Annotated in this window: 17 protein-coding genes; 4 read left to right on the forward strand and 13 right to left on the reverse strand. The window is 64.1% G+C overall.

Annotated features, from left to right (window positions below):
* Nucleotides 1-7: 7 nt before the first annotated feature.
* The 4 genes from LY622_RS08315 to LY622_RS08330 form a co-directional block, all read right to left on the reverse strand.
* A complete protein-coding gene (locus tag LY622_RS08315) occupies nucleotides 8-685 on the reverse strand; it encodes a methylamine utilization protein (protein WP_234290469.1) in 678 nt (225 codons plus the stop codon).
* An 88-nt stretch (nucleotides 686-773) separates the two neighbouring features.
* Nucleotides 774-1,445 (reverse strand): lytic transglycosylase domain-containing protein, encoded by a 672-nt coding sequence (locus LY622_RS08320; RefSeq protein WP_439649578.1) that lies wholly within the window; start codon nucleotides 1,443-1,445, stop codon nucleotides 774-776.
* Nucleotides 1,446-1,449: 4 nt separating this feature from the next.
* Entirely contained in the window at nucleotides 1,450-3,171 is a 1,722-nt protein-coding gene (locus LY622_RS08325) for a proline--tRNA ligase (RefSeq protein ID WP_234290470.1), read from the reverse strand.
* 241 nt (nucleotides 3,172-3,412) lie between these two features.
* Nucleotides 3,413-4,006, reverse strand: coding sequence for a GNAT family N-acetyltransferase (locus LY622_RS08330; protein WP_234290471.1), 594 nt, complete (start codon nucleotides 4,004-4,006; stop codon nucleotides 3,413-3,415).
* Between the two features lie 142 nt (nucleotides 4,007-4,148).
* Between LY622_RS08330 and LY622_RS08335 the strand changes: the two genes are divergently transcribed.
* Nucleotides 4,149-4,583, forward strand: coding sequence for a hypothetical protein (locus tag LY622_RS08335; RefSeq protein WP_234290520.1), 435 nt, complete (start codon nucleotides 4,149-4,151; stop codon nucleotides 4,581-4,583).
* Nucleotides 4,584-4,643: 60 nt separating this feature from the next.
* Here LY622_RS08335 and LY622_RS08340 read toward each other — a convergent pair whose 3' ends face one another.
* From LY622_RS08340 to LY622_RS08375, 8 genes are all read right to left on the reverse strand, one after another.
* Nucleotides 4,644-5,561, reverse strand: coding sequence for an N-acetylmuramoyl-L-alanine amidase (locus tag LY622_RS08340; protein WP_234290472.1), 918 nt, complete (start codon nucleotides 5,559-5,561; stop codon nucleotides 4,644-4,646).
* A gap of 3 nt (nucleotides 5,562-5,564) precedes the next feature.
* Nucleotides 5,565-6,323, reverse strand: a complete 759-nt coding sequence (locus LY622_RS08345) for a DUF3307 domain-containing protein (RefSeq protein ID WP_234290473.1) — start codon at nucleotides 6,321-6,323, stop codon at nucleotides 5,565-5,567.
* Nucleotides 6,320-6,967 (reverse strand): hypothetical protein, encoded by a 648-nt coding sequence (locus tag LY622_RS08350; protein ID WP_234290474.1) that lies wholly within the window; start codon nucleotides 6,965-6,967, stop codon nucleotides 6,320-6,322. Before LY622_RS08350 ends, LY622_RS08345 begins: the two co-directional genes overlap by 4 nt.
* Before the next feature lie 113 nt (nucleotides 6,968-7,080).
* Nucleotides 7,081-8,259 carry a vWA domain-containing protein gene (locus LY622_RS08355; RefSeq protein ID WP_234290475.1) on the reverse strand — a complete coding sequence of 393 codons (1,179 nt, stop codon included), beginning with the start codon at nucleotides 8,257-8,259 and terminating at the stop codon, nucleotides 7,081-7,083.
* A gap of 2 nt (nucleotides 8,260-8,261) precedes the next feature.
* On the reverse strand, nucleotides 8,262-9,116 hold the full coding sequence (locus tag LY622_RS08360; RefSeq protein ID WP_234290476.1) for an AAA family ATPase: 855 nt from the start codon (nucleotides 9,114-9,116) through the stop codon (nucleotides 8,262-8,264).
* Between the two features lie 81 nt (nucleotides 9,117-9,197).
* Nucleotides 9,198-10,127 (reverse strand): nucleotidyl transferase AbiEii/AbiGii toxin family protein, encoded by a 930-nt coding sequence (locus tag LY622_RS08365; RefSeq protein WP_234290477.1) that lies wholly within the window; start codon nucleotides 10,125-10,127, stop codon nucleotides 9,198-9,200.
* Entirely contained in the window at nucleotides 10,117-10,653 is a 537-nt protein-coding gene (abiEi, locus tag LY622_RS08370) for a type IV toxin-antitoxin system AbiEi family antitoxin (RefSeq protein ID WP_234290478.1), read from the reverse strand. Before abiEi ends, LY622_RS08365 begins: the two co-directional genes overlap by 11 nt.
* 72 nt (nucleotides 10,654-10,725) lie before the next feature.
* Nucleotides 10,726-11,607 (reverse strand): NAD(P)-dependent oxidoreductase, encoded by an 882-nt coding sequence (locus LY622_RS08375; protein ID WP_234290479.1) that lies wholly within the window; start codon nucleotides 11,605-11,607, stop codon nucleotides 10,726-10,728.
* A 409-nt stretch (nucleotides 11,608-12,016) separates the two neighbouring features.
* On the opposite strand from LY622_RS08375, the gene LY622_RS08380 reads away from it, so the two are divergent.
* The 3 genes from LY622_RS08380 (at nucleotide 12,017) to LY622_RS08390 (ending at nucleotide 14,062) form a co-directional block, all read left to right on the forward strand.
* Nucleotides 12,017-12,880, forward strand: coding sequence for a sensor domain-containing diguanylate cyclase (locus LY622_RS08380; protein ID WP_234290480.1), 864 nt, complete (start codon nucleotides 12,017-12,019; stop codon nucleotides 12,878-12,880).
* Nucleotides 12,880-13,230, forward strand: a complete 351-nt coding sequence (locus LY622_RS08385) for a nitrilase-related carbon-nitrogen hydrolase (protein WP_234290481.1) — start codon at nucleotides 12,880-12,882, stop codon at nucleotides 13,228-13,230. The genes LY622_RS08380 and LY622_RS08385 overlap by 1 nt, the downstream gene beginning before the upstream one ends.
* 70 nt (nucleotides 13,231-13,300) lie before the next feature.
* Nucleotides 13,301-14,062, forward strand: coding sequence for a metallophosphoesterase (locus tag LY622_RS08390; protein WP_234290482.1), 762 nt, complete (start codon nucleotides 13,301-13,303; stop codon nucleotides 14,060-14,062).
* Here the strand turns inward: LY622_RS08390 and LY622_RS08395 are convergent.
* Nucleotides 14,005-14,982, reverse strand: a complete 978-nt coding sequence (locus LY622_RS08395; RefSeq protein WP_234290483.1) for a LysR substrate-binding domain-containing protein — start codon at nucleotides 14,980-14,982, stop codon at nucleotides 14,005-14,007. The two genes, LY622_RS08390 and LY622_RS08395, sit on opposite strands and share 58 nt — an antisense overlap.
* Nucleotides 14,983-15,019 lie beyond the last annotated feature (37 nt).

Raw genomic sequence — 15,019 nt, forward strand, 5'->3', positions numbered from 1 at the left:
CGCCATCTCAGTTCTGCTCGGCGTGCTGTTGGGCGGCATCGCGGAAGCGTTGCTGCAGGGGGGAAAGCGTCTCTGGCGGCGGCGGCGTTCCCTCGAGTGACAGCGACACCGTCAGTGACTGACCGAACGCCACGCTGCCTTCCCACCATTGCTGGTGCGTATCCGATAGCTGAGGATGCCAGACGCGTACATCGTGGCTGCCTGCGGGCAAGCCATCGAACTCGGCCACGCCATCATCGGCGGTGACGGCGACATGCAGGGCATCGCTGACGACGATGAAGGCCTGCATCTGATCATGAATGTTGCAGCCCAACACCACGACACCGGGACGGTCGAAGTGCACCGGAGGCGGTGTCTCTTGCAGATAGAGCTCAAGGTCGAAGACCTTTGCCGGGGAGAATGAGTAGACGTGATGCCGGGTGGTGTCGCGGTTGGGAAAGCTCACTGCGCTGCCGGTAGGAATGACCGAAACGTGGGGGTGGAAGGCCGCGTCACGCTGCATGACCTCGGCAGACTGCGTCGGCTCCGCTGTACCGGTCTGGATCTCGACCACGGCATTCTCAAGCGGGTCACCGCTGTCCGCATCGATGATGACGATGCGGGTGGCCTGTGCGGTCGGGGCCAGCAGTCCCAGGCAAAGAAACAGCCAGGCGGCCCTGGCGAGTGTGCCGCACGGGTGGGTCATGGGGGGCTCCTATGGCTGAGAATCGTCGGGGCATGTTGCCTATCCCATATCGGCAGGTGCGCCTGAAATCTTGAACAGGGGCTCAGGTTCAGCGAGCAATCCACCAGTGGCTGCGCCAGGCGGCCATCACCCGTTCCGGGTACCAGGTCTTCCCCAGGCTGCCGTTGTAGCGGGCAAGCGCCCGGGTGAGATCGCCGCGCTCCACGGCCAGGTAGTGGGCGAGGATGGTGCTGCCGTAGCGCAGGTTGAGCCAGGGGTCCTTGAGCTCATCCGCCGGGCGGCCGAGTTCGCGAATCCAGAAGGGCATGATCTGCATCAGCCCCACGGCACCGGCCGAGGAGACGGCGTCGGCCCGAAAGGCGCTTTCCACCTGGATCACCGCGAGCACGATTTCCGGCGACAGGCCCGCCAGGCGCGACTCGTGATAGATTCGCCCCAGCATCTCCTTGCGCAGTTCGGCGTCCGAGACGTAGCGGGCCAGGCGCGGCTCCATCTCGTTCATCCACTGGCGTGCCGCCCATACCGACTCCGCCGGCAGCTCCGCCGTGGTGACCGCGTCGAGGGTCGCCCGCAGCGAGGGGGGAATGTCCGGCAGCACCTGAACCCGGGGCTGCGTCGGCAGATCGTTCGCGGAAAGCGTGTTGGTCGACAGCGCGCCGAGGAAACCCGCCTCATCGACGCCGGCCCCTTCGTTCGCCTGGGCGCCGCCGCCTGGCAGGGCGATGAATCCGACCACCAGCCAGGCGGCGAGCGGCGGCATTGGCCTAGCCTTCAAACCGCTCGCGCAGGAAGGCGAGGATACTGTCCGCCGGCACCATGGTCGCTTCGCTGTCGCGCCGCCCCTTGTACTCCAGCTCGCCGTTGTCCAGGCCCCGGTCGCCTACCACCAGGCGGTGGGGGATGCCGGTCAGCTCCTGGTCGGCGAATTTCACGCCCGGGCGCAGGTCGCGATCGTCCAGCAACACGTCGAAGCCGGCGGCGGTGAGTTCGGCATAGAGACGCTCGGACTCCTCGCGAACCCGCTGCGACTTGTGGGCGTTCATCGGCACCAGGGTAATGTGGAAGGGGGCGATGGCGTCGGGCCAGATAATGCCGTTCTCGTCGTAATTCTGTTCGATGGCGGCGGCCACCACGCGGGTCACGCCGATGCCGTAGCAGCCCATCCAGGGGTGGGCGGCCTTGCCGTTATCGTCGAGCACCGTGGCGTTCATGGCTTCGGAGTACTTCTTGCCCAGTTGGAAGACGTGGCCCACCTCGATGCCGCGCTTGATGGAGAGCGTGCCCTTGCCATCCGGCGAGGGGTCGCCCTCGACCACGTTGCGCAGGTCGGCAACCTGGGGCAGGGGCGCATCACGCTCCCAGTTGATGCCGAAGTAGTGCTTGCCATCGACGTTGGCGCCGGCGCCGAAGTCGCTCATCAGCGCCACGCTGCGGTCGATGATGATCGGCATGTCGAGATTCACCGGGCCCAGCGAGCCCGGGCCGGCACCCACCACGGCACGGATCTCCTCCTCCGTGGCCATGGTCAGCGGCTCGGCCACCTCGGGCAGGTTCACCGCCTTGATCTCGTTGAGCTCGTGGTCGCCACGTACCAGCAGGGCAATCAGCCCGCCCTCCGCGGCACGCACCATCAGCGTCTTGATGGTCTTCTCGATGGGCAGGCCGTGCTGCTCCACCAGGGCGGCGATGGTCTTGGCATTGGGCGTGTCGACCAGGCGCAGCGCTTCGCTCGGCGCGGCGCGCTCGGGATTGGAGCCCAGCGGCGCCGGCAGGGCTTCGGCCTTCTCGATATTGGCGGCGTAGTCGGACTCGTTGGAGAAGACGATGGCGTCTTCGCCGGAGTCGGCCAGCACGTGGAACTCGTGGGAGTCGGTGCCGCCGATGGCGCCGGTGTCGGCCAGTACGGGACGGAAGTCCAGGCCCAGGCGGGTGAAGATGCGCACATAGGCATCGTACATCGCCTGGTAGGTCTCCTTCAGGGAGGCCTGGTCGATATGGAAGGAGTAGGCGTCCTTCATGATGAACTCGCGGGAGCGCATCACCCCGAAACGCGGGCGGATCTCGTCGCGAAACTTGGTCTGGATCTGGTAGAAGTTGGCCGGCAGCTGCTTGTAGCTCGCCAGCTCGCGGCGCATCAGATCGGTGATCACCTCTTCATGGGTGGGGCCGACGCAGTAGTCGCGCTCATGGCGGTCCTTCAGGCGCAGCAGCTCGGGGCCGTACTGTTCCCAGCGGCCGGACTCCTGCCACAGCTCGGCGGGCTGCACCGCCGGCATCAGCACCTCCTGGGCACCGGCGCGGTCCATCTCCTCGCGCACGATTCGCTCCACCTTGCGCAGCGTGCGCAGGCCGACCGGCAGCCACGTATAGAGGCCGGAAGTGAGGCGGCGGATCATGCCGGCGCGCAGCATCAGCTGGTGGCTGATCACTTCGGCGTCGGCGGGTGTTTCCTTCAGGGTGGCGATCAACAGTTGGGTGGCGCGCATGGGTCCGGCGTTTCCTTCCAGCATGGGCTTGACATGAGTCGGCGTGCCGCGACGAGCGGCGTTCGGGGCATTGTACGGGCAACGGGTAGCGGCGGCAAAAGAGTGAGCTGGTGAACAGGCGAGGAGCGCCGAGGACAGGCCGAAGAGGAGGTCATTTGCCATGGATGGCAAATGTAGCGCCCAGGGAGGGGTTCACAGCGCCTCCTCGCAGGCCTGTCGTCGGATCAGCTCCGGGCGAATATCATGCCAAAGACTTCAGCCAGAACACCATCGGCTTGTCGGTCTCCTCGGGCTCGCAGACGTCCTTCCAGTGGAAGGTGGTGGCGAGCTCGGGGTGGCGCTCGTAGCCCCGCGAGCGCCAGAAGCCGTGAAGAGGCACGTAGCCTTCGGGTTTCAGCGGGTGGTCGTCGGGGCGCTCCACGGCACAGAAGGCCACGGTCGAGAAGCCACGCTCGGCGGCATGCCGTTCCCGGGCCTCCATGAAGGCCTTGCCGATACCGCGGCCACGGTAGTTCGACAAGAGCACCGACTCGCCATAGTAGAACACGCTGCCGATATCGAAGCCGGCACGCTCGAAGGGGGCGCGGAATTCCGCCATGTCGTCGGCCAGCGGCATGCCGGTGGACGCGCCCACCAGGGCGTTGCCCTCGAAGGCCAGCACGAACAGGCTCTCGGGGCACTCCGCATAGCGGCGCAGGTAGTCGGCCTCATAGGTCAGGTCGCCGTCGTAGAGGTAGGGAAAGTCGCGGAAGACGCGAATCCTCAACCGGGCCAGGTCGTCGAGGTGGGGCGTGATGGCGCTCCCCTGGCAGGTACTGATGGCGATCTCGGCCATGGGTGCCTCCGTGAAAATGCTAAACGCTTGTATGAAGAACGGCTATGGTAGACTCGCTCCGATTCTGCCTCTCGGTGCCCCGTCCGGCAATGCCACGGTATCGATGACATCCCTATCCGGAGATCCTGTCATGAGCCCAGCCATGAAGCCCAGGCTTCGTCGTACCCTGAACGGCCTGGTGGTCGGTATTACCATTACGGCGCTGTCAGGCTGCGGCACCCTTTTCCATCCCGAACGAAAGGGGCAGATGGGCGGGCGCATCGACCCCGTGGTGGCCATCGCCAATGGCGTGGGCCTTTTGTTCTTTATCCTGCCCGGGGTGATTGCCTACGCGGTGGACTTCTCCAACGGCACCATCTATCTGCCAGGCACCCAGACCGCCGGTGTGGATGCGATGCCGCTCGACGAGAACATGGATGTCGCCGCCCTGGAACAGCTGCTTTCCGAGAAGACCGGCAAGAGGGTCAGCCTGGATAGCGGGCTGCTCCTGGTCGAGGAGGTCGATTCACTCGACGAGGCCCTGGCCCTTGTGCGCATGTCCGGCATCAACGACAGTGAGCGCCTGGCGACCATGTAACGGGCGGCCTCGTGCCAACAGCGTCATGCCTGAAACGCCACTCCAAGGGGTGGCGTTTTGCTATCGGGGCTCCAGCGCTGTGAGTTCATCGGGTCGATAGCGTGCCAGAAGTGCCCAGAGGATTGCGGCGGTCTCGGCATCGGGCAGGCCGCGATAGTCGGTGGGGCGAAAGCGCATCTGGAAGGCGCGAAGTACCGCGCGAGTCTGTGAATCCAGTTCGTCGCTTACCGCCAGCGGATAGCCCCAGGCCTGGAGCGCCGCCTGCAGCGTGGAGAGCTCGGGCAGCGCCTGGTCGAAGCGGTCGCGATAGCGCGCCACGGTGGCCTCTTCGGGCCATACGCCGATACCCGCTTCGTAAAGGGCATGCCAGGGAAACGCCGGGCCCGGGTCGATCTTGCGCGTCGGCGAGATATCCGAGTGGGCCACCACGTCGGTGGGATGGATATTGTGGCGCTCGATGATATCCCGCGACAGGGCGATCAGCGCCTGGATCTGTGCCTCGGGGTAGGGTGCCCAACCGATCTCCACCGTCGCCTCGGGGTGCTGCTCCAGCAGCCGCTCCACCTCGGCGTAGGGGCGATCGGGGCCGGTATTGACGATCTCGATGCCGATGGACGTATCGTTGATATTGGTGCGGCGCTTCCAGGCGCTGGCCCCGGCGTGCCAGGCGCGGCGCTCCTCGTCGACGAGCTGGTAGACCAGCGGCTCGCCGCGATGCTCCCGTGCCGGTAGCGGCAGCACGTAGTGGCTGCTGACCCGGGAGCCGGTGAGCACGGCGAGAGACTCCGCTTCGTCCACATCGGTGTAGTGCATCACCAGGTGCCGTACCCGGCTGTTGTGGGAAGGTGCCACATGGGTGTGGTCCACCACATAGCCGGGGCGTGGCTCCAGGGGTCCTGTTTCCGGCCCTATCCCCGGCCCCGCACAGGCGGCGAGGAGCAAGGGCAGGGATGCAGCGACAGCACGCTTGCGCCACATGGTTCAGCTCTCCAGCAGCAGTCTGAGCGTCAGTCCCAGCACCAGGGTCGAGGCCACGCTTACCAGGGTGCCCAGCAACACATACTCGGTCAGCTTGCGATCCTTCGATTCGCGCAGGTCGCCGTAGCGCAGCACCGACTTGGCGGCGAGCAGGAAGCCCACCGCGGTAAGCTGGTCGAGCAGCACCAGGGAGAGCACCAGCAGGCGTTCCAGCATGCCGATGCGGGCACCGGCCCGGGCCAGGGTGCCGGTATCCTCGAGCTGGCTGCTCCAGCGCTTCATCACCATGGCGATGGCGAACGAGAAGGGCCGTGTCACGATCAGGTAGGCGGTGGCGACGCCCAGCACCGTCGGCGTGAGCAGCCAGGCGCCGAGCGCTTCGAGTGGGGCCAGGCTGCCGAGCCAGGCCAGCCACACCGCGCACAGCACCAGCAGGTGCAGCAGCTGGTCGAGCAGGAACCAGCGCAGCCGGCCGGCGGGCAGCTTCGCCTTGCCCAGGTCGATCAGCCAGTGGCTGGCGGCCACCGCCGCGGCACCGGCGAGCACTCCCAGCGGGCCGGGGGAACCCGGCAGCAGCCAGGATGCGACCATCAGCACCAGGGCGGTCAGCCCGGCGTGAACCAGCACGTGGTAGAGCAGGTGGTGCGAGCGATGCAGGCGACGCACCCGCTCGTCGACCCAGTGGCGCGGCTGCAGCAGGAAGTCGCCGGCGAGGTGGGCCAGCACCAGCCCCATCAGCAGGGAGAGATCGTTGGGGTTCATCGGCGTTTATCCTTTTCCGCCAGCCGCTCGTTCAGGTAGGTCAGGGTATCGGCCAGCAGCGGCCAGCGGGCGGCACGCAGTCGCTTGTGCACGCTGGGCTGGCGTATACCCAGGTGATCGGCCATGGCCTGCTGGGAGGTCTCGCTCTCCAGGCTGAGCCTGACCACCTCGGCCGAGTAGCGCGACCAGCTTGCCACCATGTCGTCCAGGTAGCGCGTCAACAGGGCCAGGCTACCATCGTCCATTTCGTCGAGCAGTGCCAGCGACAGGTGCGAGCTGCCTTCGCTCAAGGCATCCAGGTCGTGGCCGGAGCGCACGAAGGGTTCGCTATCCGCCGTGGCGAGCCGGCCGTTTCCCGGCCAGCTTGCCGGCCCTACCGCCACCGCAACGCGGGCGTCCCAGCGCTGGTCGGCCTCGGAGTGCTCGATCAGCGCCGCACGCAGGGTGATAGCTACTTCCATGGCGGCTGCGGCCCCGGGCAGGGCCAGCTGGAAGCCATCGCCGCGGAAGCGTTCGCTGCGTCCGCCATGCCGGGCGGCCAGTCCGGCCAGGGTTTGGTCCAGCAGTGCATAGAGCCGCTGACGATCTTGGATCTTGCGTGAGTCGATTACATCGCCGGTCAGCACGGCGATTCGCTGGGTCATGGCAAGCGCTCCATGGAGGGTCGACTTCATCATAGCCGAAAAAGGCTATTTGGCAACTAAATAACCCTTAAGGGCTATATTTGTGCGTTATCGCCCTGTGGGGCTATTGATGATCAGCGAGCCAGCTCGCGCATGGCGTTTTCCAGCCCTTCCAGCGTCATCGGGTACATGCGGTCGTCGATCAACTGGCGGATCAACTGGGTGGAGTGGGTATACTCCCAGGCCCGGGGCGGCATGGGGTTGAGCCAGGCCAGCCGAGGGAACTTGGCGGCCAGCCGCTTGAGCCACACGCCGCCGGCCTCGTCGTTGAAGTGCTCCACGCTGCCGCCGGGGTGAGTCACTTCATAGGGCGACATGGCGGCATCGCCGACGATCAACACCTGATAGTCACTGCCGTAGGTATGCAACACGTCCATGGTGGGAATGCGCTCGCTGGTGCGGCGATGGTTGTTGCGCCAGACACCTTCGTACACGCAGTTATGGAAGTAGTAGTGCTCCAGGTGCTTGAACTCGGAGCGGGCGGCGGAGAACAGCTCCTCGCAGACGCGGATGTGGTCGTCCATGGAGCCGCCCACGTCGAGGAACAGCAGCACCTTCACCGCGTTGTGGCGCTCCGGGCGCATGCGCACGTTGAGCAGGCCGGCGTCTCGTGCGGTGTCGCGGATGGTGGCGTCGACGTCGAACTCCTCTGCCGCACCCTGGCGGGCGAACTTGCGCAGCCGGCGCAGTGCCATCTTGATGTTGCGGGTGCCCAGCTCGAGCGAATCGTCGTAGTCGCGGAAGCGGCGTTCGTCCCAGACCTTGATTGCCCGGCGATGGCGCGAACCCTCCTGGCCGATGCGGATGCCCTCGGGGTTGTAGCCGTAGGCGCCGAAGGGGCTGGTGCCGCCGGTGCCGATCCACTTGTTGCCGCCGGCGTGGCGCTCCTTCTGCTCCTCGAGGCGCTTCTTGAAGGTCTCGATCAGCTCCTCGAGCCCGCCCAGGGACTCGATCTGCGCCTTCTCCTCCTCGGAGAGCTGCTTCTCGAACTCGCGACGCAGCCAGTCGTCGGGAATCAGCGCCTCGATGGCGGCGTCGAGGCTCTCGAGCCCCTCGAACCAGGCGGAAAAGGCGCGATCGAAGCGGTCGAAGTGCCGCTCGTCCTTGACCATCACGGTGCGCGCCACCTGGTAGAACGCCTCCATGTCGGCGAAGACCACGCCATGTTCGACCACGGCGTGAAGGTCGAGCAGCTCGCGCAGCGAGACCGGCACACCGGCACGCTTCAGGGTCTCGAACAGGCCGATGAACATGCTCAGCGCCTCTGGTTGCCTTGACGACGCAGCATGAAGGCCAGCCGCTCCAGCAGCTGGGTATCCTGCTCGTTCTTGACCAGGGCACCGGCCATGGGGGGAATCGCCTTCACCGGGTCGCGGTTATAGAGCGCCTCCCGGGCCAGGTCGTCGCTCATCAGCAGCTTCAGCCAGTCCACCAGCTCCGAGGTGGAGGGCTTCTTCTTCAGCCCCGGGGCCTGGCGCAGGTCGAAGAACACCTCCAGCGCCTCGCCGACCAGCTTCGGCGCGATGTCGGGGAAGTGCACGTCGACGATGGCCTGCATTGTCTCGCGGTCGGGGAACTCGATGTAGTGGAAGAAGCAGCGGCGTAGGAAGGCGTCGGGCAACTCCTTCTCGTTGTTGGAGGTGATGACGATGATCGGCCGGAGGCGGGCGGCGATGGTCTCGCCGGTCTCGTAGACATGGAATTCCATGCGATCCAGCTCCTGGAGCAGGTCGTTGGGAAATTCGATGTCGGCCTTGTCGATCTCGTCGATCAGCAGCACCACCCGCTCGTCGGCGGTGAAGGCCTCCCACAGCTTGCCGGGCTTGATGTAGTTGGCGACGTTCTCCACGCCTTCGACACCGAGCTGGGAATCGCGCAGGCGGCTCACCGCGTCGTACTCATACAGGCCCTGGGCCGCCTTGGTACTGGACTTGATGTGCCAGGTGATCAGGCGGGTGCCCAGCGAGGCCGCCAGCTCCTCGGCCAGCAGGGTCTTGCCGGTGCCCGGCTCGCCCTTGATCAGCAGCGGGCGCTGAAGGGTCACGGCGGCATTCACTGCCTGCTTGAGGGCATCGGTGGCCACATAGGTGGAAGTCGAATCGAAAGCCATGGGGTGCCTCGGCGTAGCATCGTGTAGGGGAGAGTCAAACAAGTGTACGGAAGGGCAAGGGCGGGGACAAATCAGGTGCGGTTACATCTGGAACGGAGGTGGAGGCTCAGATACCTGGTCATCATCCAGTTGAAGAACCACTTTGCCAATCAGCCCCGCCACAGTATCGGCAAGGTAGTCTGAAAACTTGGTCTTGTGGAGGGTGCGCTCAAGCACTTCATGGGGCAGAAAGCGCACCATCTCCTGCTGGAAGGGCCTGCCTTGGACGATGGCGGAGAGTTGGTCTTGCCGTTGCTTCGCCTTGGCGACATAGTTTTCGACCCGATAGTCTTCGAGCTTGTGACGTAGCAGGCTGATGTCGATGGAAGCGTTCTGCTGCACCAGCCAGGCAAGATCCCAGATGTCTCGATGACGGATATAGCGCTGGTTGTTGACGAGCGAGACCAACTTATCCGCCATAATCTCGTCGAGGCTCTCCATCATGACCAAGGTGTCGCGATAGCCATCTGGTAGGAAGTCATAGTTGAGCAGCAGAGGACGAGGCTCTCGTGTGTAGGCCGGCACATTGGCTATTTCCAGCTTAATACGCTGCTTGGGAACGTCCCTGCGAGCCGGTGCCGTGACGATGGAGAGTTGCCACTTGTCGACGCGGATGTCAGCGTAATCGGGATCCTGACGCAGCTCGCTTGGCTGCTTCACCAGGACGTCCAATTGGTAACGCCTGGAAATGTAGTGCTCCAGGCAACGCTTGATCTCCGTGACCTGTGAAGGAGCAAAGTGTCGGCCACCGACGAAATCGAGATCTTCGCTGAAGCGAGAGGCTCCGTGGCACAGTCGCAGCGAGGTTCCCCCCTGGAAGGTAAGGCTCTCAAGCAAGGCCTCTTGCTCGAGAGCGAAGAGCATGTCGTAGTGCAGTAGCTCTTTTTCTATCACCGGCCGCATCGTCTGATGGCCTGGTGCCTGCATGGCTTGTGTGACCAAAGCTTCGAAGTCTTCCGGCTCAATCCGCATCCAGCGTCTCCGTATCGACGAGATGAACGTTGCGACCAACGCGCTTCAGGTCAGCCCATGCGGCTTGCCGGGTGGCGAATCGCAAAGGACGGCCTACGTCGACCATGCGACTGAGTAGATCGCGCAGCGCCCGTTTGGTATGGGTGAACTCAATGACGCCGTATGGGGTTCGGTAGGTGCCGCTGCGCCCTGTACTCATGACGGTCAACCGGTCTACGGGAATCTGTGAGATTGCCCCGTACTCCGAGAGTGCACTCTCCAGGCTGACATAATTGTACTCGCCTCGCCTGAGGGCTACTGCCACATGCTCCAAAGTATATGCGTCCAGGCTGCGGGCATGCGGGTTCACATAGATCCCACGGCAAGCGCGCACCAGTTCGCCACTTTTAACCAGCCGGTTGAGCCCCTGCTGTAACGTCTTGGGGCTGTCGAGTGGAAACAGTTTGGCGAAATCGCGATGCAGGAAGACATGCCGGCCTCGGCGGTCCCACTCTCGCAAGACGGTTTGCGCAGTCGTAAGAAGCATAAGTCTACAGTCAAGTATATTCCAAGTAGTCTATCTGTAGACTTGGGTCTGGGGAAAGGGTTCGTTTCCCTGTCACGGCTTCCGGCGATAAGCTTCCACCAGCGTTGCCGGGTCGTGCTCGGCATGGCCCTGGCTGACATGGGTGCGCATCAGCTGGGCGGCCAGGACGCTCATGGGCGTGGCACTGCCCGCGCGCTGGCTCTGGGCCACCGCCATGTCGAGATCCTTGAGCAGGGTGCGCAGATGCCAGGCCGGGTTATCGAAGTCGCTGGCCGCCATGCGCGGGGTAAGGATCTGGAACGGCCTGGAATCGGCGAAGCCGCCGGCCAGCGCCTCGGTCAGTCGCGAGGCATCCACGCCGCTGGCCTCCGCCAGCGCCACCATCTCGGCGATCACTGCTGCCTGACAGCCCACGATCATCTGGTTGCACACCTTGGTGACCTGGCCCGCGCCTACCGGGCCCATGTGCGTGACCCGCGCCGCCAGCGGGGCGAGCAGGGGGCGCACGGCATCGACATCTTCCTCTGCGCCGCCGCACATGATCGCCAGGCTGCCCGTCTCGGCCCCGGCCACGCCGCCGGAGACCGGTGAATCGACCCAGCGCATGCCACACTCCTCTCCCAGTCGTTCGGCAAAGATGCGCGTTGCGGCCGGGTCGCTGCTGGAAAGATCCACCAGCCGCTGGTCGGTGCGCCCATGGGCCGCCACGCCGCCTTCGCCGAATATCACGCGCTCCACCACGGTGGTATTGGCCAGGCACAGCAGCACCACATCCACCTCCTCCACCAGCTCGCCGATGGAGCTCGCCACCCGGGCACCGGCAGCGCGCAGGGCATCGCTCTTCTCCGCGGTGCGGTTCCACACCGTGACGGCAAAGCCGGCGTCCAGCAGGCGGCGGGTCATGGGGTCGCCCATCAGGCCGATGCCGATGAAGCCGAGGCGGGGCTGTGTCATGTCGATTCTCCAAGTGAGCGGGGCAGGGGAGTGAGAACCCTTAGCATGCGTGATGGAAGGGTTTTTCATCAACTGCATGTCGGTAAGGGAGGATAAGGAAAAGCGGCACAAAACAGGCGGAAAGTTGTAGGTAAAAAGCCATTGCCTGTAAGCAAAAGCCGACAGCGACATGATCCCCAGCAATGTTTTACAAGCGGAAGCGGCCGTGGCCCGGTGAAGGCAGCTCGTTATCTGCAGCTAAGCCGAAGCGTGCAACACCGCCGGGAGGCCTGCGGCCTCCAGTCGCGAGCTGAAGCTGCTCCTACAACGTTTTTTCGAATGTAGTGGTGCAGCAGGAAGAAACAGGCGCGCATCTCGTCGCTCGCCATCGTGCTACAGTTGAATGATTTGAACCGGATTCCCATGACTGATGCCCGTTGATCTGGATGCACTCTACCCCAAGCTGATCCATCTGATGCTGGACACGGTCTTCGTGGTCGATGGGCACGACCAGATTGTCTTTGTCAGTGATGCCTGTGAGGCCCTGCTCGGTTACCGTGCCGACGAGCTGATCGGCACCTCTATCTCCGACTATTGGCATCCTGACGACCTGGCAGCCACACGGGCCTCCATTCACCGGGTCATGAATGGCCAGCCCCACGTCGATTTCTGCAACCGTTATCTTCGCAAGGATGGCGGTATCGTATTTATCCTCTGGTCTGCCCAATGGTCCGAGGAGGAGGGGGTGCGAATCGGTGTCGCCCGGGACGTGACGGCCCTCAGGCAGGCCGAGGCGAAGTTACGTTTCCTGGCCCACCATGATCCGCTGACAGGGCTGACTAACCGATCTCTGTTCAATGATCGGCTGGACTCGGGGCTGCGTGGGGCTCATCGCCACCAGAATAGCCTGGGTTTGCTGTTTCTGGATATCAATGACTTCAAGGATATCAATGATGTCCACGGCCATGCGGTGGGTGACCGTGTGCTCTGCACGATTGCACGACGGCTGGAAGGCTGCGTACGTGAAACGGACACGGTGGCCCGCATGGGCGGTGATGAATTCACTGTGCTGTTGACGGACATCCAGTCGGCAGATGCCGTTTCCAGGAAGATGGAGCATATTCTCGCGGTCATGGCCGAGCCGCTGGGTGCTGAATTCGGCGGCATCAGCATGATCTCCTGCAGTATCGGCATGGCCTGTTATCCCGCGGACGGGAAGGATGCCGATACCCTGCTGAGCCATGCGGATGGTGAGATGTACCGGATGAAAAGGCGCCGCTCGGTAGCGGGGTGATGAGCAAGTTCAGTGGGCTTGCTATCGTCTTGCTGATCGCTGAAGTGGGTATCGGCTTCTATCTGGGCTATGCCGAGCTGGCCTGGGAAGTGGGGCAGGCGCGCCACCTCAATACCTCGATTCTGGTCGATGGCAGCGGTGACATCGTCGGCAACTACCGCAAGGCGCACCTGCCCGGGCACCATGAACATGAACCCTGGCGGCCGTTCCAGCATCTCGAGAAGCGCTACTTCGAACCCGGCAACCAGGGGTTCGGCACCTGGCAGGCCTTTGGCGGCACCATGGGGATGGCGTTATGCAACGATCGCCGCTGGCCGGAAACCTACGGCTTGATCACCGAGCCGAAGTAAAGGTCCCACACTAGAGTGACCTGGGATGGGCGAGGTACCGCCCGGTGCGCACTATATTAAGGAGATCGTCATGCGGATCAGGGTGCTTTCAGACCTGCATCTGGAACATTTCGACGAGGAGCGGGAGCTGCCGGAGGTGGCGTCGGACGTGGTTATCCTGGCTGGCGATATCCACCGGGAGGCAGAGGGCCTGGCTTGGGCCACCGCACGGTTTGCCGGTCAGCCGGTCCTCTATGTGCCGGGTAACCACGAGTTCTACGGTACCAGCATGCCCGCGCTGCGTCGCAGGCTTGCCCACGAAGCCGAGCGGTTGGGTATCCATCTACTCGACAACCGTGCGTTCACGCTGAAGGGGGTACGCTTTTACGGCACCACCCTGTGGACGGACTTTGCCCTCTATGCCGGCGAGCCCGGCAACGACCCGGCGTTGACCGAGCAGAAGGCCCTCTGGATGATGCCGGATTTCAGCATTATCGAGCAGCCGGCGGGGGAGACCTTCAGCCCCCTGGAGAGCCAGCGGCTGCATGCGGAGGCCCTGGCCTGGCTCGACGCGGAACTGGCCGTTCCCTTCGGCGGGCCGCGGGTGGTGATCAGCCATCATGCGCCGCTGGCCGAATGCATCCCCCCACGCTACCGGGGTGACGCCCTGTCGCCCGCCTTCGCCTCGCACCTGCCTGGGTTGATGGGGCGCGCCGACCTGTGGATTCACGGCCATGTGCACGAGCCGGTGGATATGGCGTACGCCGGTACCCGGGTCATTGCCAACCCCGGGGGCTACCCCGGTGAGTTCGAGCCGCCGCTGTTTGTGCCGGACCTGGTCATCGAGGTGTGAGCGGTGACCACATGGCTGGTGAAGTCCACCTCGTTGATGTTGTCACCCAGGAAATCGAGCAGGGCACGCACCGAAGGCAACAGCCCACGCCGTGACGGAAAGACGGCATGCAGAATCCCGCCCCGTGGCTGCCAGCCTGGCAGCACGTCGATGAGGGTGCCATCGGCGAGATCCCTCCCTGCCACCAGCAGGGCAAGCTTTACGACACCCAGCCCCTCTCTCGCCGCCTGATGCAGGGTTTCAGCGTTGTCGGTCACCAGCCGTGGGCGGTGAGGGACCTTGGCGGTGACGCCCTCGGGGCCATCGAGCAGCCAGCAGTGCTGTTTGTCGACCTGCTCGAAATCCAGGCTTGGCAGTCCGGCCAGGTCGCCGGGCGAGCGGGGCAGTGGATGCCGTTCGAACAGGGCAGGGGACGCCATCAGTCGCTGTGGACTGTTCGATAGCACCTTCATGGCCAGGTCGCTGTCCTCCAGCGGTGGAAAGCGTACCCGGATGGCGATGTCGAGACCTTCCTTGACCACATCGACACGGCGGCTGGTGGCTTCGACCTGTATCTCCACATCGGGGCACTGCTTCATGAAGCGTACCAGCAGTGGCGAGATCAGGTAGTGCAATAGGCTGGGTGGGCAACTGAGCCGCACGGTTCCGCGGGGCTGGCCCAGGTTGCGCTTGATCAGCTCATCGGCGGCTTCGGCCTCCACCAGCATCGCGGTGCAGTGGCGGTAATACGCCTGGCCAAGCTCGGTGACCGACAGGTGCCGGGTCGAGCGGTTGATCAGGCGAGTCTCCAGTCGTGCCTCCAGCTGCGCGATGCGTCGGCTGAGTTTCGATTTCGGAATGCCGAGCGCACGCCCCGCCGCCGCGAATCCGCCATGGTCCACCACCTTGACGAAATAGAAGAGATCGTTGAGATCCTGCATTCAGTGTTCCACTCATGGGACGGTGAGTTCGAATTAT

The sequence above is a fragment of the Halomonas alkalisoli genome (assembly GCF_021412585.1).
Taxonomy (GTDB): Bacteria; Pseudomonadota; Gammaproteobacteria; order Pseudomonadales; family Halomonadaceae; genus Halomonas; species Halomonas alkalisoli.

What these genes read in the sequence shown, in the direction of transcription:
- LY622_RS08315 (WP_234290469.1), bottom strand. Translation starts at nt 685, where the DNA reads ATGACCCACCCGTGCGGCACACTCGCCAGGGCCGCCTGGCTGTTTCTT.
- LY622_RS08320 (WP_439649578.1), bottom strand. Translation starts at nt 1,445, where the DNA reads ATGCCGCCGCTCGCCGCCTGGCTGGTGGTCGGATTCATCGCCCTGCCA.
- LY622_RS08325 (WP_234290470.1), bottom strand. Translation starts at nt 3,171, where the DNA reads ATGCGCGCCACCCAACTGTTGATCGCCACCCTGAAGGAAACACCCGCC.
- LY622_RS08330 (WP_234290471.1), bottom strand. Translation starts at nt 4,006, where the DNA reads ATGGCCGAGATCGCCATCAGTACCTGCCAGGGGAGCGCCATCACGCCC.
- LY622_RS08335 (WP_234290520.1), top strand. Translation starts at nt 4,149, where the DNA reads ATGAAGCCCAGGCTTCGTCGTACCCTGAACGGCCTGGTGGTCGGTATT.
- LY622_RS08340 (WP_234290472.1), bottom strand. Translation starts at nt 5,561, where the DNA reads ATGTGGCGCAAGCGTGCTGTCGCTGCATCCCTGCCCTTGCTCCTCGCC.
- LY622_RS08345 (WP_234290473.1), bottom strand. Translation starts at nt 6,323, where the DNA reads ATGAACCCCAACGATCTCTCCCTGCTGATGGGGCTGGTGCTGGCCCAC.
- LY622_RS08350 (WP_234290474.1), bottom strand. Translation starts at nt 6,967, where the DNA reads ATGACCCAGCGAATCGCCGTGCTGACCGGCGATGTAATCGACTCACGC.
- LY622_RS08355 (WP_234290475.1), bottom strand. Translation starts at nt 8,259, where the DNA reads ATGTTCATCGGCCTGTTCGAGACCCTGAAGCGTGCCGGTGTGCCGGTC.
- LY622_RS08360 (WP_234290476.1), bottom strand. Translation starts at nt 9,116, where the DNA reads ATGGCTTTCGATTCGACTTCCACCTATGTGGCCACCGATGCCCTCAAG.
- LY622_RS08365 (WP_234290477.1), bottom strand. Translation starts at nt 10,127, where the DNA reads ATGCGGATTGAGCCGGAAGACTTCGAAGCTTTGGTCACACAAGCCATG.
- abiEi (WP_234290478.1), bottom strand. Translation starts at nt 10,653, where the DNA reads ATGCTTCTTACGACTGCGCAAACCGTCTTGCGAGAGTGGGACCGCCGA.
- LY622_RS08375 (WP_234290479.1), bottom strand. Translation starts at nt 11,607, where the DNA reads ATGACACAGCCCCGCCTCGGCTTCATCGGCATCGGCCTGATGGGCGAC.
- LY622_RS08380 (WP_234290480.1), top strand. Translation starts at nt 12,017, where the DNA reads ATGCCCGTTGATCTGGATGCACTCTACCCCAAGCTGATCCATCTGATG.
- LY622_RS08385 (WP_234290481.1), top strand. Translation starts at nt 12,880, where the DNA reads ATGAGCAAGTTCAGTGGGCTTGCTATCGTCTTGCTGATCGCTGAAGTG.
- LY622_RS08390 (WP_234290482.1), top strand. Translation starts at nt 13,301, where the DNA reads ATGCGGATCAGGGTGCTTTCAGACCTGCATCTGGAACATTTCGACGAG.
- LY622_RS08395 (WP_234290483.1), bottom strand. Translation starts at nt 14,982, where the DNA reads ATGCAGGATCTCAACGATCTCTTCTATTTCGTCAAGGTGGTGGACCAT.